The sequence below is a fragment of the Propionimicrobium sp. BV2F7 genome (assembly GCF_000510445.1).
Lineage (GTDB): Bacteria > Actinomycetota > Actinomycetes > Propionibacteriales > Propionibacteriaceae > Propionimicrobium > Propionimicrobium lymphophilum.
This window is the reverse complement of the sequence record NZ_AZIS01000003.1, coordinates 204,032-226,352: the sequence shown is the minus strand read 5'-3', so window position 1 is coordinate 226,352 and position 22,321 is coordinate 204,032. Positions and strand designations below refer to the sequence as shown.

Annotated in this window: 14 protein-coding genes; 9 read left to right on the top strand and 5 right to left on the bottom strand. The window is 50.5% G+C overall.

What is annotated here, in order from left to right; translation table 11 throughout:
* Positions 1–83: 83 nt before the first annotated feature.
* Genes HMPREF1255_RS02025 through HMPREF1255_RS02015 form a run of 3 tightly spaced genes read left to right on the top strand, consistent with a single transcriptional unit; the run spans position 84 to position 3,491 of the window.
* A complete protein-coding gene (locus tag HMPREF1255_RS02025; protein WP_024110902.1) occupies positions 84–902 on the top strand; it encodes a PP2C family serine/threonine-protein phosphatase in 819 nt (272 codons plus the stop codon).
* The gene (locus HMPREF1255_RS02020; protein ID WP_036916950.1) at positions 884–2,155 is read left to right on the top strand and encodes a pitrilysin family protein; all 1,272 of its coding nucleotides are present in this window, start codon (positions 884–886) and stop codon (positions 2,153–2,155) included. Before HMPREF1255_RS02025 ends, HMPREF1255_RS02020 begins: the two co-directional genes overlap by 19 nt.
* A 1-nt stretch (position 2,156) precedes the next feature.
* Complete coding sequence (locus tag HMPREF1255_RS02015) at positions 2,157–3,491, top strand: pitrilysin family protein (protein ID WP_024110564.1); 1,335 nt, start codon at positions 2,157–2,159, stop codon at positions 3,489–3,491.
* 62 nt (positions 3,492–3,553) lie between these two features.
* Here HMPREF1255_RS02015 and HMPREF1255_RS02010 read toward each other — a convergent pair whose 3' ends face one another.
* Genes HMPREF1255_RS02010 through HMPREF1255_RS02000 form a run of 3 tightly spaced genes read right to left on the bottom strand, consistent with a single transcriptional unit; the run spans position 3,554 to position 7,948 of the window.
* Positions 3,554–6,412 carry a UPF0182 family protein gene (locus HMPREF1255_RS02010; RefSeq protein ID WP_024110775.1) on the bottom strand — a complete coding sequence of 953 codons (2,859 nt, stop codon included), beginning with the start codon at positions 6,410–6,412 and terminating at the stop codon, positions 3,554–3,556.
* Positions 6,413–6,467: 55 nt separating this feature from the next.
* Positions 6,468–6,980, bottom strand: a complete 513-nt coding sequence (locus HMPREF1255_RS02005; RefSeq protein WP_016456178.1) for a PPA1309 family protein — start codon at positions 6,978–6,980, stop codon at positions 6,468–6,470.
* Positions 6,974–7,948 carry a PDZ domain-containing protein gene (locus tag HMPREF1255_RS02000; protein WP_196801456.1) on the bottom strand — a complete coding sequence of 325 codons (975 nt, stop codon included), beginning with the start codon at positions 7,946–7,948 and terminating at the stop codon, positions 6,974–6,976. Before HMPREF1255_RS02000 ends, HMPREF1255_RS02005 begins: the two co-directional genes overlap by 7 nt.
* 216 nt (positions 7,949–8,164) lie before the next feature.
* Here HMPREF1255_RS02000 and HMPREF1255_RS01995 point away from each other — a divergent pair, with 216 nt between their 5' ends.
* The 3 genes from HMPREF1255_RS01995 to HMPREF1255_RS09890 all read left to right on the top strand — a co-directional run bounded on the left by HMPREF1255_RS01995 (position 8,165) and on the right by HMPREF1255_RS09890 (position 11,079).
* Positions 8,165–9,502, top strand: a complete 1,338-nt coding sequence (locus tag HMPREF1255_RS01995; protein ID WP_024110916.1) for a zinc-dependent metalloprotease — start codon at positions 8,165–8,167, stop codon at positions 9,500–9,502.
* Positions 9,503–9,511: 9 nt separating this feature from the next.
* Positions 9,512–10,753 (top strand): S49 family peptidase, encoded by a 1,242-nt coding sequence (locus HMPREF1255_RS01990; protein ID WP_024110956.1) that lies wholly within the window; start codon positions 9,512–9,514, stop codon positions 10,751–10,753.
* A 164-nt stretch (positions 10,754–10,917) separates the two neighbouring features.
* Positions 10,918–11,079, top strand: a complete 162-nt coding sequence (locus tag HMPREF1255_RS09890; protein ID WP_016456182.1) for a DUF5679 domain-containing protein — start codon at positions 10,918–10,920, stop codon at positions 11,077–11,079.
* A 51-nt stretch (positions 11,080–11,130) separates the two neighbouring features.
* On the opposite strand, the gene HMPREF1255_RS01985 is transcribed toward HMPREF1255_RS09890, so the two are convergent.
* Positions 11,131–13,176, bottom strand: coding sequence for an ATP-dependent DNA helicase UvrD2 (locus HMPREF1255_RS01985; protein ID WP_016456183.1), 2,046 nt, complete (start codon positions 13,174–13,176; stop codon positions 11,131–11,133).
* A gap of 72 nt (positions 13,177–13,248) precedes the next feature.
* On the opposite strand from HMPREF1255_RS01985, the gene HMPREF1255_RS01980 reads away from it, so the two are divergent.
* From HMPREF1255_RS01980 to recD, 3 genes are read left to right on the top strand one after another with little or no spacing between them, the layout of a single operon-like run.
* Positions 13,249–16,431 carry an exodeoxyribonuclease V subunit gamma gene (locus HMPREF1255_RS01980; protein WP_016456184.1) on the top strand — a complete coding sequence of 1,061 codons (3,183 nt, stop codon included), beginning with the start codon at positions 13,249–13,251 and terminating at the stop codon, positions 16,429–16,431.
* Positions 16,392–19,622 (top strand): UvrD-helicase domain-containing protein, encoded by a 3,231-nt coding sequence (locus tag HMPREF1255_RS01975; protein ID WP_155948424.1) that lies wholly within the window; start codon positions 16,392–16,394, stop codon positions 19,620–19,622. The genes HMPREF1255_RS01980 and HMPREF1255_RS01975 overlap by 40 nt, the downstream gene beginning before the upstream one ends.
* Positions 19,619–21,463 carry an exodeoxyribonuclease V subunit alpha gene (recD, locus tag HMPREF1255_RS01970; protein WP_024110815.1) on the top strand — a complete coding sequence of 615 codons (1,845 nt, stop codon included), beginning with the start codon at positions 19,619–19,621 and terminating at the stop codon, positions 21,461–21,463. The genes HMPREF1255_RS01975 and recD overlap by 4 nt, the downstream gene beginning before the upstream one ends.
* On the opposite strand, the gene nudC is transcribed toward recD, so the two are convergent.
* Positions 21,425–22,309, bottom strand: a complete 885-nt coding sequence (nudC, locus tag HMPREF1255_RS09325) for an NAD(+) diphosphatase (RefSeq protein ID WP_016456187.1) — start codon at positions 22,307–22,309, stop codon at positions 21,425–21,427. The genes recD and nudC overlap by 39 nt on opposite strands.
* Positions 22,310–22,321 lie beyond the last annotated feature (12 nt).

Sequence of the window (22,321 nt, the reverse complement as noted above, 5' to 3'; positions counted from 1 at the left end):
TCAATTAAGCGCAATGGACGTCTAAACCTTAGGTTGAGACGTCCATTGCGCTATATAAGACTAACTAAGATAACCTCTTGCTCGTGAATCAAGTCGATCCTAAAGCGCTCCAACTGCATAGTTTCGGGCGCTCTGAGATTGGCCCTGTCAGGCGTGATAACCAAGATTCTGGATTTTTCAGTTCAAAAAGTGCGTTCATCGCTGACGGAGTTGGCGGCTGCAGCGCCGGAGACGTCGCTTCTTCGACGATCTGCTCCCTGATGGCTGAGTACACAAATGCATTAGAGAAAATAAATATGCGCACCCTTCGTGCGGCCTTGACGAAGGCAAACCGTGAGCTCTCAGAAATAGCATTCAAGAATCCAGATTACCGAGGAATGGCCACAACGTTTTCTGGCCTCTTCTACAACGGAACAGCCCTATTCGCGGTCCACATCGGGGACTCTAGGATCTACCGGCTTCGAGGCGAGCGTTTAGAGCAGATAACAAGAGACGACACCTGGGTGCAGATGCTCATCGAGCAAGGCATGCTCACCGAAGAAGAGATCTCAACCCACCCGATGCGTAACATGCTCCTGCATTCCATCAGTGGAGCCCCTCAGGACGCCTCTTTGGCAGCTATCGCTCCGATCAGCTGCAAAGTTGGTGACCGCTGGCTAATTGCCACGGACGGGTTGAGCAGCTATCTGACATACAGTGAAATACTCAACGCGGTTAGAGCTAAAAATGCACCACAAGATTGCGTCGATGAGCTAATGGATAAGGCGCTATCTAAAACAAGAGATAACGTCACGGTCATTGTCGCAGATGTAGAGGACAACATTGATTCTCCGCAAAATGGCACTTTGATAGGCTCGGCTGCCAATCAAGTAACATGGCCGGCATGGGAGATTCGCGCCTGAGCGTTCCGGTACACACCCATACGCTCTCTAATGGTCTAAAAGTTCAAGTAAGCCCCGATCCGAATGCGGCTTCTACCGCCGTAAACCTTTGGTATCGAGTGGGTTCGGGTGAAGAAAAACCAGGTGCTACAGGCTTTGCTCATCTATTCGAGCATCTCATGTTCCAAGGCTCACAGCAGGTTTCTTCTGGTGAGCACTTGACCCAAATTCAGGCCATCGGCGGAGAGTGCAACGCAACGACGAGCTTCGATCGAACAAACTATTTCGAGACCGTTCCTCCCACGGCATTGGAGCTAGCTCTTTGGCTAGAATCCGATCGGCTGTCGAGTCTAAAGGTGAACCAGGAAAACCTGGATAACCAACGCGAAGTCGTTAAGGAAGAAAAGCGCCAGCGCTACGACAATGTTCCTTACGGCGACATGCTCCGGCTTTTGTTAGAGCTAAATTTCCCTGCAGCACATCCATACGGTCATCCGACGATTGGCTCCATGGATGATCTCGACGCGGCCAGCCTGGACGACGTGCAGGCATTCTTTGATCTCTGGTATCGGCCGGATGGACTAGTACTTTCGATCGCTGGCCCGGTTAAACCTGAGGAGGGCTTCGAGTTAGTAGAAAAATACTTCGGCCATCTCGAGGCCGGGAGTGTGCCCAGCCAAACTCGTCCTAAGCGCCTAGATAAGCATTCTGGGCACCCCGTGCAAAGAGTAAGCCGCGACGTCCCTAGAGACGCAGTCATCTTGACTTGGCGAACCCCAGCTTGCACTCACGAAGACGCGCCCGCCGTGCAGCTGGCGCTGGACGTGTTGGCCTCCGGAGAATCCTCAAGGCTCGTACGCAAGTTGGTGCGTGATGAGCAAATTGCCGAATACGTTAGCGGAGCAGATTTTGATTTAGTGCGTGGCACCTCTATGGCGATGATCAGCGCGGGAGCTCCTCTTGGAATCAATACTGACTCGTTGGCAGAAAAGATGCTCAACGACGTTTCCGAAATAATTGAAAATGGGCCAACCGAAAAAGAACTATCCCGGGTCATGGCAAACCTGGAACATAGTGCCCTAGCGCTATTGGGTACCGTCTCGGGCAAGGCAGACGAATTAGGCGAAGCCGCCACGATTTACGGTGATCCAGAACACGTCAATACTCAGCTACCGAAGCTTCTGTCTATAACTCCTGAACAGATATCTGACGCGGCGGCCAAATGGCTATCGCCAGAAAATGTAGCTGAGCTTCACTACGAAAGGCAGGACTAATATGCCTATCGCCCGCCCAGAATTGGCAAAACCTACTCCATACTCTTTCCCCAAACCGTGCATTGATGAATCTCTTAGCAACGGAATACGGGTGTTGGGCTTTAACCTGCCAGGACAATACATAATCTCCTGCAGGCTCGTAGTTCCTGTTCCCTTATCCGCCGAGCCCACCGGGAAAGAAGGAGTTTCTGCTTTATCCCAGAACGTGGCTCTATCTGGAACGAATCAGCACCCCGGTATCTCATTCGCCGAAGCGGTCGAGGATCAAGGCATGAGTTTGAGCTCTAAGCCTGGGCATTTCGCCACCTTCTTCCAGGCTGATTTCGCCGCTAGCCGTCTCGAAGCCGCGCTCGGCCTCTTCGCGGAGGTAGTGGGCGCTCCTGAAACTGCTGCGCAAGAGGTAGAAAGGCAGAGGAAACTTCAACTCGCCAACATCGACCAGCTGAACTCTAACCCGAGTTATTTGTGCTCAAAGACGTTCACTTCGGCGTTTTTAGCCGAAAAGATGAGGATGAGCCGACCGAATCTAGGCGATGCGGAACAGTTAAATCGAATTAGCGTCGATGACGTGGTTGATTTCCAAGGTCTCTGGTCCCCTACAGGTTCGACGCTGGTCATAGCGGGTGAATTGCCAGACGACCTGTTGGAAGTGGCTGAAAAAGCATTTTCTGTCTGGCAAAAGAAAACTCTCGGTCCCCTGACTCCTGAAAAAATCGAGGAACGTGCAGACGGTCCGTTCATTTGGGTGGTAGATAGGCCCGAAGCCGTGCAGGCGAACGTCCAAATTGGCGCAATGGGAATCGGCCGAGACGACAAGCGCTGGCCCGCGTTCTCAGTGGCTTGTCTGGCCGTAGGCGGTTCCTTTGGCTCGCGCCTGAACAGTCTTTTAAGAGAAGACCTCGGCTACACTTACGGCGCAAGGCTGTCCGCAGCTCCAGTCGGTGACAGAGGAATGTACAACTTTTCCTCTAGCTTTAGAACTGAGGTGACTGCCGACGCGATCGACCAAACGCTCAAACAACTGAGCATCGAAGCCAACCCGCTGACTGAACAAGAAGTAGAAGACGCGAAAAACTACATCTTGGGAATCTCGCCCATGGTCTACAACACATCCGGCGCGATCGCTTCTCAGGTAGGCGCTCTGATAGCAGCTGGCTTAGAAACCGACTATATTTCGCGGTTCGACTCGCTCATCCAAGAGGTGAATCCAGCAGCTGCTAACACTGCATTTACCAGCGTGGTTTCGCCGAAGGATTGCAACATCGTGATCGTGGGAAATGCAGAAAAAATTGTCCCCGCGATGGCTCAGATAGGTTACAAGGCAGAACTTATCTAGGCATATTTTTTTGGGCGGGTGATCTAACTGGCCACCCGCCCAAAAATTTTATTCAAACCGCTTTAGCCAAGCGCTTTATCGGCTTCTTCCATCCTTTGCCTGGCGATACCGATCTGCTTTTGGTATTCGCCTAGGTTTCCATCTCTAAGGGCCTTGTCAGCAGCCTGATATGCGCTGGCTGCTTCCTGCAACTTAGCCTTAGACGCTTCGCGGCCGACCTTGGGTTGTTCCGTCTGCCCGGCATTACCCTCGCTCGGGGTGATCTTCTCACCGGTATCGACGCCAGCATCACCCTCGAAAACCATATCTAGGGATTCCTGAAGGGTTTCACCAATTCCGATATGGTCGCCGAATCTAACCGCGATGAACCTTAGAACAGGGTAAGCGCCCTGTGTCTTGCCTCGGGTATAAATCGGCTCGACATAGATCAAACCGCCACCTAACGGAAGCGTTAGCAGATTGCCGTACACTGCCTCTGCAGCACCCTGAGTGGTGAACGGCAGCAAAGCCTGCTGCACGCGTTGATCAGTCTGGATCGCATTGTAGGTCTGGTTAGGACCGGGCACCTGATGGGTGTCAGAAAGCCTCAAGACACGGATCTTTCCGTAATCCTCGTCCGCCGCATCTGCAACTACAGCCATGTAAGCGCCAAGGTTCTCTCGTTCGTTAGGAACGAAAACCGCAGTCTGACTGAAGACTGCTTTTTCTTCGCCTGGCCACTTAATGGACAGGAAGTAAGGCGGTTCCTTGGTGTCTTTTGCACGAGGATCGTTAGGAATGACCCAAAGATCGGACTGCTGGTACCAGGCCATCGGGTCGGTCATGTGGTAGCGACCAAGAACCTGACGCTGCACCTTAAACATGTCCTGCGGGTAGCGCAGGTGGTTCAGCATGTCATCGCTGATCTCGGACTTATTCTTCAAGATGCCCGGATAAGCCTTGTTCCAGGTCTGAAGAATCGGATCTTCCTCGTCCCATGCGTACAGCGAGACCGTGCCGTCGTATGCATCCACAACGGCCTTAACGGAATTCCTCATGTAGTTGACGTCTTCGCGGGCGACTCCTGTAGAACTCCAGCTAGAACTGGAATCGGAGGTCGCATCGCGCAGATCCACCCTCTGAGAGTTCGGGAAGGTGTTCGAAGTCGTGTAGCCATCGAGTAGCCAGACCACCCTGCCATCGACGACGGCCGGGTAAGGATCCTGGTCAATGTTGAGCCAAGGGGCGATCTGCCTAACTCGCTCGGCGGGAGTGCGGTCGTAAAGGATCTGAGACTCGGAGTTAACTCGAGAGCTCAGCAGCATGTTGATGTCGCCAAAGCGAGCTGCGTACGCGGCTCGTGTTAGAAGGTTACCAATCGGCACTCCGCCCTTACCGTTGTAAGTGGTGTAGGTCTCGCCACCGCTTTCTTCGTTACCACCGGGAGTATCGAGCTCAACAGGTTCGGTTCCTTCAGGTGCACCGACGATCGAATATGTATCGGTCTTTTCACCGAAGTAGATCCTCGCCTGATCCTGATCCAACTCGCCAACCGGAGGAATGTCCCGAGTGATCCATTCAGGCTCACCACTTGCCTGCCTACGGTTACCGTATGCGCCAACTAGAGCGTAACCGTGAGTGTAAACCGTGTGGATGTTGTTCCATGTCTGGTTCTGTTCAGGAAGGCCCTTGCGATCAATCTCGCGTACCGCAACGATCGCGTCAGTCTCCTGACCGTCGATCGTGTAGCGGTCAACGTCCAAGACATCAGGGAACGAGTAGTAACCACGAACCTGCTGCAACTGCTCGAAGGTAGGTGCGATGACCTCGGGGTCCATCAATCGAATGCCGGGAAGTGCTACGGCATCGGCACGTAGCTGACCTGCGCTGACGTCGGTTTTAGCCTGGTAGTCAACAACTTCAGTGTCCTCGATGCCATAAGCAAATCTAGTTTCGGCGATCTGCTTTTCAATGTATGGCCGCTCCATAACAGGTTCGCTCGGATTAACCCGCAGGCTCTGAATAAGCCCAGGAACGATCATCTGCGCGATTAGTGCCGTCACCAAAGCGACAGCGATACCGGCACCAGGAATCAGCCAGCGCCGCAGCTTAATGTTCACGAAAAACGCAATGGCGATGACCAGCAAGACTGCAGCCATGATCGTCGTGGCAACGATCCTGCTGTGGTGATCGGTATAGCCGACACCAGTGAACAGCGCATCATTATCGCTGAATGCGAATGACAGTCTGTGCAGCACCATCCAGGCGCTCAAAACTAGGAAGAGAATGCCCGCTAGCGCAGACAAGTGAGATTGAGCCTTCGCATTAAACGGATTGTTCAGCTGCATCTGAGGCATCTGACCGCGCTGCAGCTGAATCGGATCAATCTTTATGGATCCCGAGTTAGCCCTCATGAAGTAATAGACAGCTGCGGCCATCAAGCCAAAGACAAAGATCCAGCCGACTTGCTGAACCACAAACCGCCACCAGGGAATATCGAATACGAAGAACGACGCATCAAGCGATTCAAAGAAAGGCGCGGGGCGGCCGAAATCTGTTTTGTTGCGCCAGCCCAGGAACGTGTCCAGCTGGTTTATCGCGGAAAGTCCGCTAACCACACCGACAGCTATCGAGACAAGAACAAAAAGTCCAGTCTGCTGCTGCTTGTTTTTGGCTCTTTTGCCTGCATCGAGCCTTCTTGCAACCAGCAGGTTAATCAGCACCACAGCGACGCTTAGGACGAAGAAAACGGCAAACAGCAGAATCGTGTTTGTCCACCTAATCGTGAATACCTGCGGAGTCTCTACCGACCTGAACCACAAGAAATCGGTCCAGATTCTAGAGAACAATAAAAAACCGATTATCAGGACCGCGAGCACAGCCAACGTTGGCGCTAGTGCCCTGCCTCCCCTTCTCGGTTGCGCATTCGGTTGGGTCGTCATTTCTACCTTTACTTTTCGTTACTTACTACACAAAGCACAATTACCTACAAGTCTATTAGTTTAGAGTCTGTTTCAAGACAGCCGTCAGGGCTGGCACGAGATCACCATGCAGAATTTCCTCCGGTTGCTTGCGCAGCCTTGCGATGCAGATTGAGGTCCCGTCTCTAAGAGCGCCTGCAACGATCCTCAGATCTTGGCGCTCGGGATGGTTAGTCACAAAATCAGCTGCTTGTGCGGGGTCTTCGGGAATCTGCCCCTCGTATTCGCTCGAAAGAAAAGCCCTCTCTGTTACCAAAGCGCAACCTTTTACCGCAGATGGCCAGGTCAGGTTAATCAAGTCGCTGAACAGGTCGGTACTCGAATGGAAATCCTCCTGTTCCACAGATGAAAAAGACCCGGGAGAGTTTTCCGTGATCTGGTCCGCCAGCTCCGGTGAGCTAGCCAGCAATTCTGCCGTCGGAACAAGTGCAAACAGCCTGGCAGGTTGATCCCAACCAAATCTGCCCGCGTATCGTTCAATCTCTAGTAGGCAAGCCTCTAGGGAAGCTGAGCTATCTGAATTTAGCAAGTTGGCACCTTCTCAAGGTTATTCGGATCTTCTAATAGTTTGAGACTCGATACGGCATCGTCGAGCTTTGAAACCTTTATTAATTTCATTGATGTTTCTGTGTCGATATCCGCACAGTTGCCGGCAGGAACAAGGAAATATTCAGCCCCGGCAGATTCCGCCGCAAATATTTTTTGACGAATTCCACCCACCGCGCGGACATCTCCTGAAGGAGAGATTTTGCCAGTCCCTGAGATGCTACGTCCTGCAATAATGTCTTCGGGGGTAATCGAATCGTAGATCCCCAAGGCGAACAATAGCCCCGCACTAGGTCCGGTTACGTCTTTATTTATGCGGTATTTTGCGGACGCAGGATGCTGATAGCTGTCTTCGAACTCGGCCCCAATTCGTGCAGCCTGAGGATTCTCGTTCCCGGCAACCGTAGAAATCTTCACGGTAAGCGCCTCCCCCTGTCTGGTTAAGGCAATCTCTAACTCATCGCCAGGACGAAGACCTTTGATAATGGCCTGGGAATCGGTTTTTGTCTTTACCTCAATCCCATTCAGGCTTCTCACCGTGTCGCCCGCATTTAGTTTGTCTGCGGCGGGCCCTGAACTCGAGACCCGTTTGACCTTAACCGTTTGCTGAACCGGCTGCCCCGCAAGGCTCAACGCAGCTACCAAAGCTGCATCCTGGGAATCAGACATCTGTTTGTTGCGTTCATCCTCTAGACGGTTCTTGGTGTCTTTGCCAGATTTGGAAGGCTCAAGAGGATAAACATAGTCGCGCGGAAGCACCGAACTGTCTTTTTTGAAATAAGAGATAACAGCCTGTGGAAGGCTAAGGAACGTTTGAGAGCTGGTTACCGATACGGTCGGAACGATCAACTCGCCAGTGGTGTCATAGGTCTTAGTGCCCTCAACCTGGACGAGCCGCCCGTTATTGTCAGAGCCAAAAACGTCGATGGTCTGGCCGGGCTGCCAACTCACGAAAGGTATGGGAGTTAGGCCAATAATCAGGCTACAAACGACCAGCAGGAAAGCAGCCGTTAAAGTTACGAAAAACCGTTTGTTTCGAGTCATTCCTCGGGTCTTTCCCATCTAATCGTTTAAGACTTACAAGAATAAGCGTAGCCGAGCATCTGCATTAGGCTGTAGATAACTTGGTGCCATGCGGTTCAATTGAATCTGAGACTAAGGAGCAATATGTCGCAACAGAACAATCCCGGCGACGACGAGAGCCCGGAAGAGTTCCTTAAAAAGATATTCGAATCTGCCGGATTCGGCGTAAGCGGAGGCAGCTTCTCAGAGATTTTGGACCAGATAGCAAAAAGTTTCGAGCAGGCCGCGAGTTCAACCCCCGATGATGTGGAAGACGTCAACTGGAATGCCATGAAGATGGCTATTAACCGTGTCGTATCCCAATCTGGTCCAGATCCAAGTGTCGATTATCAGACCCAAAGAGCTTTAGGAGAGGCGGATCGGCTTGCCCAACAATGGTTGGACGAAGTCACTGCTATGACCCCGCCAGCAAACCCAGCTAAGGCCATGAGCAGATCCGACTGGGTCGAATCGACCATGCCAGCTTGGCGAAAGATAGTCTCGCCAATTGTCACCGCATTGGCTGATGCGATGGGAAAAATGCTTGGCTCCGGAAACGAGTTCGGAGACGATCAGCTTACCCAGTTGAACAAGTTGATGGCTCCGCTGCTTAGGAATGCTGCAGCTTCGATGTATGCAATGCAGCTTTCTCAAGCAATCGGTAATTTGGCGACCTCCACGCTTTCTGGTAGCGAGATCGGGCTTCAGCTTTTGGAGAAACCACAGGTTGCTCTGATCCCCACGAACATCGGAGAGTTCTCTGAGGGTTTAGAGAATAGCCCTGAAGACATTCTCATCTATCTGACCGTGAGAGAAGCGGCCAGACAAAGACTGTTTAGCTCCGTTGGCTGGCTCGGGCCACAACTGCTCACGATGCTCGAACACTATGCCCGCGAAATTCAGATTGACTCTTCTGCGCTGACGCAAGAATTCGATCCACAAGATTTAGAGACAATGAACCCAGAAAAGCTTGCTGAAATCGGCGAGAAAATGCAGGGTCGGCTCTTCTCCCCCACAAAAACGCCTGAACAGGAAGAGATTCTCGGACGACTAGAGACGCTTCTGGCGCTCATCGAGGGGTGGGTGGACGAAATCACCTCGCGAGCAACTACCCCTTGGATGCAAGAAACTGCCAATCAGCTCTCTGAGACTATAAAAAGAAGAAGGGTCACAAACGATCCTTCATCAGAGGCGTTCTCTAATCTAGTGGGCATGGAAATTAGCCCGCGCAGAATTCGTGATGCAGCGAACTTGTGGGCGGCTCTCACCGAGAAAAGGGGGGCGGAGAAGAGGGATCAGACCTGGTCTCACCCAGACCTAATCCCAACCGCCGAAGACCTGGACGATCCAATCGGCTATGCAAACGGCGAACATTCTTCCAGCACCGATGACGAACTTGATGAGGCGCTGCGAAAGATTCTCGACGATAGCGAAAATAACTAGGTAGGAAATATGGACGAAAACACAAACGCACAAACTCCTGGTGCGCGCCCAGAACTTCAGGGCGCCCCATCGTGGGATCCGCCGGAAACCGCAACTCAAATTCCGCCGACTCAGCTCCCGCCTCTCGTTTCCCCGAAGGTACCTAACTCATCTAAACCCCGCAAGAGCTCGTTTTTCAAAGGATTTGGCGTCGGTCTTGGCGCATCAATCGGATTTGGGATACTGAGCGTCGTCATGTCTATAGTCATGATGCTCGGCCTGATTGTCACCGCTGCTAGCGCCGCGAATAGCATCGGTACAACCGCCGACACGGGCGCCACGACTCACGTGTGGGGCCCCAGTAACGCCAAGAACACTCTTTTCGCGATTGCTATTAACGGCGCGATCATGACGAATTCTGGGGCAAGCGCCTTCAATTCTGGCGTATACGGATACGAGATCGCCAAGCAAATCGATCAGATCGAAGCAGACGATTACGCAGGCCTTGTTCTCCTCATGGACACTCCCGGAGGCACCATCACGGGCTCCAGAGCGATCCACGATGCAGTCGCACGCTACCAAGAGCGCACAGGCCGTAAAGTTTTCGCATATGTTCAGTCGATGTCGGCTTCCGGCGGTATGTACTCAATGGCCGGCGCGGACTACATTGCTGCCGACTACGGCACACTCACCGGCTCCATAGGCGTAATCATGGGCCCAATAATGCATTACAAAGACGTGACTGCGACCACTGGAAACATCCTGGAATCTGGAGTCACAACATCTGGTGGAATCACTCAGGAATACCTGACTCAAGGCAAAGGTAAAGACTTTGGAAACCCCTTCAGGGAGATGTCTGAAGAAGAACGGGCAAATTACACCCACAATCTTGAACTCGCTTACGACGATTTCGTGAATATCGTTTCCCAAGGACGAGGAATCGATCCGGAAACCATTCGTAACGACTTGGGAGCATTCATGTTCGACGAGCATCGTGCGGTGGAAAAGAAACTTATAGACGAGGTTATGCCAAGAGAAGCTGCCTTCCGAAAAGCCGCAGAGATCAATAACGTCGATCCCGAGGATACAAAAGTTATTACGCCTTCTGCCCCAACTGGACTAGCTTCGCTATTGGGCGTAAAGACTCGAGTGTACGGACACAGCATCCCGTTAAGCACAAATGACGGCTTAAAGCCGACTACTTCGCTGTGCTCCGGTTCCCCAAGCATTGTTGCGTATGCGGGCAATATCACTTCGCTCTGTGGCGCATAATTGATCGATATGGCTTTGACTTCGGATTCCAGGTTAAGCAAATATACCGTTGGTAATTTTCGTAGGTCTTGGTCATGGGCTATATGCTTATGAGATGCAAGGGGTTGGCAGCAGCCACAAGAGTCGCTAATGTCAACCAAGTTTGAAAGTAACTAGGAGGAAGCATGGCTGACGAGACTTACAGTGGCGAGTTCTACTGCGTTAAGTGCAAGCAGAAGCGTCAGGCAGAGGGCCGCGTTGTTGTTAACGATCGTGGCACCAAGATGGCCAAGTCGAAGTGCCCTGAGTGCGGCACCAACCTAAACCGCATTCTTGGACGCGCTTAATTTATTAAGTTCTTTATGGAGGCGACGTAATAATTCACGTCGCCTCCCTTTTTAGTTTTGAGCTACTAGGTCTAAAACCTTTTCCCCGTACTTCTCAGCCTTAACTGGGCCGATTCCAGAGATTCTTTTAAGCTCAGTCATGCTTTGAGGTTTGCGTTCAGCGATAGCCTGAAGCGTTTTGTCGGTAAATACTACAAATGCAGGAACTTTTTCTGAATCCGCCTGGGCTTTTCTCCACTCTTTGAGTTCTTCCAAAAACTCTTCGTCGAAGGTCGCTTCGCAATATTCGTGTCTGCCGAGTTTATTTTGGCTGCCACCTGTCAGCGCCCTCCCACACACGTAACATGTGCGAGAGGTTTTCTTCATTTTCTCTTTTTTAAGGTTCTTATCTTGTTTTTGGGAATGGAAATTATTCAGGAACCTGGATTTTCTATTTGCCCCGGTCCAAGAAATTCGTAGAGATTCTTCTGCTCTGGTCAGAGCTACGTAAAGCAGCCTTCGTTCCTCAGCCAACTGGGCTGGCGTTTTAGCCATGGAAAATGGAACCATGCCTTCACGAACGCCGATAACGGCAACCGCAGGCCATTCGAGCCCTTTAGCTGAATGCATTGTCGAAAGTGTGACAGCCTGTGAGGTCGGGATCTGTTTGATACTGGCAAGTTTTAAGAGTTCTTCGACTAGCTGTCTGAACGAACATTTCCTTTCATCAAGAATCTGTGTGGCTCTATCACGTAAAGCGTTTAGAGCCTCCCAACGCGCTCGAACCATTCCTGCGCCTTCCGGTGCGAGCGGTTTCCAACCAAGCGAAGCGAGAATCTCAGCTATTTGGTTCTTGGCATCGTCACCCGTTAGTTCCGGCGACTTCACGCCGCTGTTCTTCAAAAGCTTGAGAGCACGTAGGATCTCTGGCCGTTCATAGAAATTTTCCGAATCTTTGACGGTATATGGAACCCTTGCGTCGTTAAGGCAAGTTTCAAGCGCCATGGACTGCGCATTAATTCTGAATAGGATGGCGCATTGATTCCAATCAAGACCGTTGCGGTGTTTCTCGACGAGCCATTCAACAACCTGGCTAGCTTCCTCGCTCTCATCAGAATTACTGACCAACTCAACTACACGCCCAGGGTCTTTAGTTGCCACTAGCGGAACTCTGTTCTTCTGGTGAGCCAAGAGACCATTAGCCGTTTCAAGAATCTGTGGCGTTGATCTGTAATTCTTCGATAGATGCAAAACAACTGCATTCGGATAGTACTTTTTAAAATTTGTTAATAACCCTCTATCAGCCCCCGCAAAAGCGTGAATGGACTGATCAGGGTCTCCTACTACGCAAAGATCCTGCCTGTCACCAACCCATAGTTCAAGAAGCGTGTGCTGTAGAGGGCTTACGTCTTGGAATTCGTCGACCGTAAAGTGCTTGTATCCCTCTCTAACCTGCTCGGCGACTTCTCGATGTTCATGAAGCATTGCGACCGTGCATAGAAGTATGTCGTCAAAATCAATCACTGAACGGCGGCGCTTGAAAATCTCGTAGTTTTTAAAGACCGTTGCAACTTGTTCGGGATCCAAGTCGGCCACTTTGCGCGAGAGTTTTTCAGCAATTTGTGGATACCGTTCTGCAGTTACGTTTGATACTTTTGCCCAACTAATTTCGCACGCTAGGTCTCTGAGCAGAGATAGATCGTCTCCTAAACCCATATATTTGCAGGCCTGAGAAACGATGCCGATAGTTTTACTCGTCACTTCGGGCAATTCGGTTTTTTCCACGATCGGCCAAAAGTATCTGAGTTGTCTCAACGCTGCAGAATGAAAAGTCCTTGCGGAAACCTGCGGAAGGCCTAACTTAGCTAATCGAGCTCGAAGCTCCCCCGCTGCTCTGGTGGTAAAAGTCACGGCTAAACTTGCGTTTGCCTTATGCCTTCCACTAGCAACTGCATATGCGATCCGATGCGTAATGGCGCGGGTTTTTCCACTTCCTGCTCCTGCTAAAACCGCCACGGGCCCGCCGAAAGTAGTCGCTACTTGTCTCTGCTCGTCGTTCAGGCCTGCCAGCATTTGATCCGGATCGATACTCATGCCACCAAGGATATGTCTTGCCACTGACACATCCTTTTCCACGCTACGGGATGCATAGTCCTAAATTTGTCAGTGCCAGACACTAGGGTGTAATTCGTGAATGAAATCGAAGCGCAATCACGACTAGTCGCCACATGGGCGCAGATAGAAGACGCGATATTTTCTCAGCTTAATTCTGGGATTTCCGATCCTCTTCAGCAGGCTCTAGTCATCGTTCCTTCGGTCGGTCATGGCCGAAAATTGTCGCAAAAAATCGCTACGCAAAACGGCTTCGGTATTTGCTCTGGGATCGATTTCGTTACCCTACATAGTTTTAAGCGTAAGCTTTACGAAGACTACCTGGCCATAGCACCTGATACAGACCCCTGGTCTGTATCAAACCTTTCTTTGCGCATAGCTGAGATACTTCAAAAAAGTAATGGCCAAAGCTGGTTTGCCCCGCTATCTAAGCACCTAGGGGACGCCGCTACCCGGCCAGGTCGGATAAGTTCAACAGCCCGTCGTATCGCCAGATTGTTTCTTCACTACTGCGAAGAAGCGCCACTAATGCTCGCATCATGGCAAAAAAACGAAGATGCCGATTTCGACGGATCGGCAGTCCCCGATCATCAAGAATGGCAGCCACAAATTTGGCGTCGTCTTGTCGAATCGACAAAAGTTCTTAACCCTTTTGAGCGTCAAGACGCTTTGATCGAGTCGATCCCAGAGATATCTGAAAATATCCCAGCACCTTTCCTAGCTGGAATTATTACCTCGCTTTCGGAATCTGACTCAAAGTTGCTGAAGTCGCTGTCAGAATATGCCGGCCTGATGACCTGGCAGCTTGGCTTACCTGTTACAGCTAATAATGACTTCTTAGCTAGATATGGCGTCGAACGGCCAAACGGAAAAATCGACCCTCCGGAATCTGGCGTCTCGGCCATGCTGCGAGCAGTCCAGGCAAGCATTTTTAATGATTCCGGCCCCGGAGATTTAACCGCGGATGGCACGATCCAGATCCACGCCAGTCACGGCCCTAACCGACAAGTCGAAGTGCTAAGGGACGCGCTTTCAAAAATATTTGAAGACGACCAATCACTGGAACCTCGGGATGTGCTGGTTTTAGTCCCCAACCTCGAAAGGTTCGCCACTTACCTGAAATCCGCTTTCCAGAACGATTTCTCGACAAAGCTGAGTCATCCAGCAAAACAACTTAGGGTTCAGCTGGCGACAGCATCGCTAATGCAGACGAATCCGATTCTCGACATGATCGATCAGCTATTGGCCATGTCCATGGGCCGAGGACATGTCTCAGAACTACTCGATTTCTTGACGCTGCCTACAGTCTCGGCATTGTTCGATTTTTCTGCTGACGAAATCGAGCTAATTCAGGAGCTGTTTGAAAAGGCAAACGTCAGTTGGGGAATCGACTCCCCGCACAGAAGCCGCTACGGGCTGAGCTCTCAGACTCTCGGAACTTGGTGGAACGGCGTTCAGAGGATGTTGACGGGCGTTTTATTCGCTGACGAGCCTCCCACCGCTGTTAAAGAAGTAGCTCCGCTGCCCCAGATCGAATCGAGCATGCTCTCAACGATTGGAAAATTAGCAGAAGCCGTGGCAAGGATACGCAAGAGCATTTACCTGTTTGGCCAGCCCGGCTCTACAACTGATTGGATCGACCGGCTCACAACTGCAGCCCGCGAATTATCATTCGTAGGCCCACTTGATGAATGGCAGATGTCACAGGCAATCAGCAAAATATCCACGCTTAGTGGCCCAGATAGCTCCTCTAGCTTCACATTAACCGCGGCAGACGTGAAAGGTTGGATTGCTGAGGCGAATAGGCCTTATTCAGCCCGCCCCAATTTTGGTAACGGTTCATTGCTGGTTGCGCAATTAGGCCAATTGCAGGCAGTAGAGCACAGAGTTATTTGCGTACTCGGATTGAACGATTCAGATTTTCCTGCACGAAACAAGCTGCTTGGTGACGATCTAGTCACGAGCAAAAGCAGCATAAACGATGCAAAACGTAAGTCTAGGCAGCAATTGTTGGATGCTTTGCTAGCAGCAAAAGATAAATTCGTGGTTATAACGCAAGCCGCTAGCCCGAGGACGGGCCAAAAGTTAGCTCCCCCGATCGCTATTCTCGATCTGTTGGCAGCCTGCGGCATCGACAACCCGCAAGAGCTTTGGGACAGTCCGGACGAACGCCTCCTGATCTCCCACCCGCTTTCTTCTCAAAGCAAAACCAATTTCGACGGCGCAAATGCGAGTTTCGACAAACTTGCATTTTCTGGGGCGAACATCGAAACCGATTTGGAGAAACAGAATCAAGAAACTGCACTGTGGAAAATTGAATTTGGAAATGAGATTCTCAGCGAGCTTTCTCTGCCGCGAATACTCAAGTTCTTGAGGAATCCTGCAGCCGAATTACTGTCGAGCGCGAGTAACTTAAACTTAAACACCTACGAAGACGAGACAGCGAACGAGCTTCCGATAGCTCCCGACGGCTTATCTACTTATTCGATTCGTTCAAAGATCATCGACGATTTGCTGTCTGGCGTCGATATAAACACCTCGATATACGTCGCTGGGCTCTCTGGGAAAGTGCTACTCAACGATCAAGGAAAAGAACTGATCGATGCGATTGCCGATGAAGCCGCAGATATCGCAAAAGATGTTCTTTCTGCCAGAGGAACAGATTCCGGTAAAGACATTAACGTGACTACGTCTTTCTCCGGAAGAAGAACTGAATCTATATTCTTGAGCGCAGATATTAGGACTTGGAACGATCGTGTAGTGATTTTTCGGGCAGGGAAGCTAAAAGCAATCACTCTAATAGAGGCATGGATTCAGCTATGCCTATTGGCCGTTAACGGCGAAAGCGCTAAAGGCGCGACAATCGTGTGCACGGATTCAATGGTCAAGCTTTCTGTCCCAGATTCAGTCAGTGCAGAGCACTGGCTGAGCGATTTGGTGCTTCTCGTTGAGGACGGCCTGAAGAAACTAATCCCGCTTCCCATCGAAACGGCAGCTGCTTACACAGGGGCCATATTCAAAGGCAGAGCGTCTGATTCTCCGGACTGGAGGATGAAGTCTGCATGGCACAATTTCAAAGGCTTCGGAGAATATGACTCCGATCCGTCCTGGCAGCATTTCTTCTCCGCACCCGAGGAACTTTTCGTAGCGCGTCCAGAACCGCTGGACCCAACCCCCTTCAATACTGACCACTTCGATTGCAGATTTAAACAGCTAGCTGCTTGGCTGTTTCAACCGATAAGGAGGGCGATGCTGAAATGAGTACGCCTGAAAAGTTCGAGTTAACCGGTCCCCTGCCAGATCAAGGAGTAACGATTCTGGAGGCGAGCGCCGGAACTGGAAAGACTTATGCAATTGCTGCGCTGGCCACAAGATTCATTGCCGAAGGTTTTCCCATTGAATCCCTTCTAATCGTTACTTTTAGCCGGGCCGCTGCTGGAGAGCTTAAATCGAGAGTGCACCAAAGGCTGGCGAGCACGCTTTCTAGTTTGGTGTCTTTTTCTAGCATCGGAAAGCAGCCTGAGGATGAAATAGACAAGGCTCTTGCAGAAGGTGACGTCGAATCAATTTGTGAGCGGTTAAATACAGCTTTGGGAAAAATTGACGAAGCCACTATTGCGACAATTCACGAATACAGTTCTCGGATGATTGCCGAGCTCGGTGTTCTTGTAGATCACGACGATTCGAGCACTTTCGTTGACGACATGAGCGAGCTGATCGAAGATGTGGTAGCTGACACATACCTGTCCTCTTGGGACCACAAAGCAAAGGGAGATTGGAAGCGTGCACAAACAATCGGCAAAGAGGTTTGCTTCAAACCCAGTTTCAAAATCATCCCCTCTGATACTGAGGAGGGGATATTCGCTCATAAGGTTCGTTCGGAATTCGACAGACGTAAGCGCTCCATGCGCATATATGGCTACGACGATATGGTGGATCGGCTAACGGATGCTCTTGATGACCCAGAGACCGGGAACATGGCAGCTCGAGTGCTATCAAAAAGATTCCCTATCGTTATGGTCGATGAGTTTCAAGATACAGATCCGCAACAGTGGCGAATTATTGAGAAAGCATTCGCCAAGCATTGCAGAGTTATTCTTATCGGTGACCCAAAACAGGCTATTTATGGGTTCCGTGGCGGCGACGTAGAAACCTATCAAAAAGCAAAATCCCAAAAAGACTGGGTCCCAGTTTCGATCCGTACGATGAGCGTCAATTATCGATCGGATCCGGGTGTTGCAGACGGAGTTCTAGAACTATTCGGTTCGGCAAATCTTGGGGTTGATTCCTCCCCAATTCAGTTGCCTCCAGTATCCGCTAACCGGAAATCAAACCGTATTTTTCGATCTTCAGAACGCCTAGACAAACCAGTCCTAGTACGTAGAATTCCGGGCTCTCGTCTTTCCGCTTCGGATTCTAGAGAGGCTATCGATAGGGATGTTATTGCCCAGATTTATGATCTGGTCGAAAACTATGAACTCGAATCAAATGATTCTTTAAGGCCTATCAAGCTAAACGACATAGCGGTATTAGTGAGAAGGAATAAACGAGGAGAACAAATACTTAGCTCTCTTCAAGAAGCAGGAATACCAGCTACCTTTTCCGGATCCGACAGTGTCTACGCATCTACGGCTGCTTACGAATGGAACACGTTGCTGACCGCTCTCGCCACGCAGCGTACACAGGACATGACGAGAGCGACCCTAACGTCGTTTTTCGGGCTAACCAGTGTGGAGCTAGCCAACAACGAAACAAGTCGAACTAGAGCATTCATGCTTATGCGCGAGTATGCCAATCTGATGGATGAGTTCGGACCAATCGCGGTTCTCGAGAAAATCGTAGAAGAAAGTGACTTCTATTCAAGTCTTTTAGCTGAGCCTTCCGGCAGAAGACAAGTTACCGACTTTCAGCATGCAGCGGAATTATTAGACGAGGCTGCACGCAAACATCATTTAGGCTCAGCAGGACTATCAGCATGGCTAAGCGAGCAAATTACCAAGTCAAAGGAACAAAGCGACGAGATTACTAGAAGGTTGGAGACCGACAGGCCAACTGTCACTTTAACTACAATCCACCAAGCAAAAGGCCTCGAATTTCCGATTGTCTTGCTTCCAGAAGCTAGCGAGTATTACTGGTCTGGAAAGCCACAGCCCGGCAGGCTCTCCACCGGCCACTGGAACGGCGAAAGGGTAATCGATCTGGACTTCGGATCTGAACGCTCATCCAGTTATTTCGAAGAAGAGCTAGCCGAGAGCTTACGACTGTTCTACGTTTCTGCGACGCGAGCGGCTAGCTTCCTCGTATGTTGGTATTCATCTACAAAGACGAACACGCTCAAGTCTCCGCTTCATCGACTTCTGTACGAGCTAAGCCCCGGAACCGATCGAAAACATGTTCTTTTCTGTGATTCCTTTACGAGCGCTCCCCCTAAACGCGTCTTATTCGACCAAGCTGAGGGAACCCAGAAATCTCTTCACATCAATCAGTTCACACGCGTCATCGATAATTCGTTCCGTAGAACTTCGTACTCAGGGTTAACTGCAGAAATTCATGGCGTACCTCTACTTGAAGATGTTGATGAACCACTAGAAGAAGTGGCCAATGCGGAATCCGCTATGCACGAAAAGACCGATAAACCTATCTCGGCCCTAGCTGGTCTTCCGGGTGGGGTTAACTTTGGCACATTGGTCCACTCGATTCTTGAAAAGAACGATCCTGCAGCCAAAGATCTGAAAGCGGATCTGCTTGAAAAAAGCAGCACCGCTCTTAACCGACTCCCTATCGAAGGAGTTGACGCAGACACACTAGCTGCGGGACTTTCCCAAGTTGTGACAACCGGACTTGGAGATCTCACTGAGGGATTTTCGCTCCGCGACATCGGCGCAAAAAACAGGCTCGCGGAATTGGAATTCGAGATGTCTATGGGAAGTGAGAGAGGCTATTCGACTCTAAAACAGTTGGCTGGGCTCTTCGACGATGAGTCTCTGGCAGACCCTAGAGGAGTGCTAGTTGGCTATGGCAAACAACTTGCTGCGACTAGCGCGGCGAGCAGCACGCTGCACGGTTTCCTAACAGGTTCGATAGATGCGGTTTTAAAGGTGAAAGACGCATTCGCGGTGGTTGACTACAAGACGAACCGCATTGCCTTGCAAGGCGACGAAGTTTTGACAGCCGATAAATACGATTCAGCTGGCATGGAGAAGATCATGCGCGAATCTCACTATCCCCTTCAAGCACTCATATACATGGTTGCTCTGCACAGATTCCTTAGCTGGAGACTTCCTTCGTACGATCCGGCAAAGCATCTTCGCGGCGCAGGTTACTTATTCGTCCGTGGAATGGTGGGACAATCGAGCACTGAATCGGATATGCATTACGGGGTCTTCACGTGGCGTCCCAACCCCGAGATAGCTGTACGAGCTTCCGAAATAATCTCTGGAGCGCAATTATGAAAAACAAAGAAAGTGTAATCGCACGCGGCTTGCTGGCCCGCTTCAATTCCGCTGGACTGATCGGGCAGGCCGCGGTTCACGCTTCACGCTCGATCGAATTGCTCTACGGAGAATCTGACGAGTTAGTGCTGCTAGCCGCTAGCCTGTGTGTCCAGGCAGCGCAACTTGGCTCTGCATGTTTGCCGATGGAATCTAAAGACTCCCTAAGAGATTTATTGCTTTCCGAAGAAGAATTGTCTGATCCGGAACGCCTCGATCTTCTTGCCGAATTGGACTGGCCCGATTTTTCTAGTTGGCGTGCAGTTCTCTGCTCATCAAAGATAGTCTCCACTTCACAAGAAGACGCTCCTAACCGACTGCCTCTTCGTTTTATTGACAGCAACTTGTATTTAGAGAGTAACTGGCTTTATCAGTCAGATGTTGTTGACGACCTGATAGAAAAAATTAAAACTCCCCCGCCCGAGGTCGACGAGGCTGCTCTGGAAAAAGAGTTAGAAGAAATATTCGACGGAGCTGAGAAACCTGAGCCCCTACGCAGTGCGCTCGTCAATCAGCGCAATGCAGTAAGAAACTGCATTAGCAGTTGGATATCAGTAATCGCAGGTGGCCCAGGTACTGGAAAAACTCATACTCTTGCAGCGCTGTTATCTGCGCTATCAGCTTCTAGCCCTACCAAACTGCACGTCGCGTTGACGTCGTTCAGTGGTAAAGCGGCGGCACGTATGAACGAGTCGTTAGCCCAGAACGTCCTTTCGGCCGGTTTAGCTAACATCCGGATAGATAGAGGCGTAACTCTCCATAAGCTTCTTGGCTCCAGAGGGACGCTGAACGGGTTCACGTACGATGCAACTAACCGGCTCCCTCATGATGTAGTCATCGTTGACGAAGTTTCTATGTTGTCGTTACCGATGATGAAGCGGCTTCTGTCTGCGCTACGCAGTAATACCCGGCTGATCCTGATCGGAGACCCAGATCAGCTGACATCAATCGATGTCGGAACCGTCCTTGCCGACATCGTGGATGCAGATGTTCCAGGCAATAAATTCAATGAAATTCCCCTAGTCTCGAGACTAGAAATCAATTTACGGAGTTCGGGCAATATCCCTGAGCTCGCAGAGAGAATTCGCTTGGGCGATTGTGAGGGTGCCATTGAGATCCTCAATAAGAACGAGGGAGGGATCGAATACATCGATACCGATGCCAGCGAAATCTCATTTGGCACAAACGAATCCGCCGCTAGCGACGTGCTAGTTTCTGCTCGACAAATGCTCAAATGCGCTAATTCGGGGCTGGTCAGTGAGGCGCTACAGGCCCTAGATTCGCACAGGTTACTGTGCGCACACGCAAATGGAATTTATGGAGCTAGCAATTGGCAGGCAACTATCGATGCGTTCTTGCGAACCCAATTAGCTGGCTGGTCCAGCACAGAAGAGATTTATCCTGGAATGCCTTTGATAATTACTTCGAATTCTCCAGATCTAGGGATTTTCAATGGCGACACTGGAGTGGTGGTTCTCAAAGACGGAACACTGCAGGCGGCAATAGGTTCTAAGGAAGATTTCAAGCTGATACCGCCATCGATGTTGGACTCTTATCAGTTAGTACACGCAATGACTGTTCACAAATCTCAGGGAAGTCAGTACGGAAAAGTCACTCTTATTCTCCCCAGCCATGAGTCCCCGATTCTCACCAGAGAACTGCTTTATACAGCAGTGACTAGGGCGAAGAAAGCTATCCGAATTATCGGCACTCAGCAAGCGGTCGCCGCGGCAATCGAGAACCCTGCTAGGCGAGCTTCTGGTCTAACGAATCGGCTCCTGGCCTTCAAGCCAAGCCTTTAACATTCGGCTTGCGATCGAGGCTTTCGTCGGAAGGATGAGTTTCCCACTTTTTGCCAATTCAATTATTTCTTCCCTGGTATAGAAGTCTCCCCACTCGAGCTCTGTGCCATCAGTCTCAGCTTTCGCTGCGTCGCGATTTGATATTCGAGCAAAGAATCCGAGCATCAACGACCGAGGAAAAGGCCACGGCTGGCTACCAAAAAAGGTTAGTTTGTTGATTTTCAACTTGGCCTCTTCCTCGACCTCGCGGAAACAAGCCTGTTCTGCGGATTCTCCAGACTCGACAAAACCAGCGAGGATAGAGACTTGATTCTTTTTCCACATCGAGTTGTGAGCCAGGTAAATTCTTTCGTCTTCGTCGAGGATCGCGACGATTACGGCCGGATCCGTACGTGGGAAGTGCAGCTTATTGCAGGCTTCGCATTCGCCCTCAAATCCTCCGTGTCTGGGCTTGATTTCACCAGTGCATTCGGGGCAATATTTCGCTCTATCCCACCAATTCAAAATAGCAATTGCAGACGTAGCAGCCTGTAACTCTGCATCGCTTAATTCTGCATCCCGAAGCGCTACTCCAGTTTTAATTTCGTCCCTTTTTGCGAACCAGTATTCGTCTTTGATTTTCCCAATAAATATGCAGTCAGACGAATAACTAGTTCCAGCAGCAACCTTGTGTGAAGAAAATTCGATCAAATTTTTATCATCAACTTTTATTAATCTAGCTTTTCCACTGGCGAAAAAGTCTTCGTACTCGCCGTTGGCCCTAGCGTCTTGCGCATGATCCAATAGTGCTGGTGCGTACCAAGAATTTACCCCTGATTGGCCTTTAAAAAATTGATCTAAAATCATTAAAATCCGACT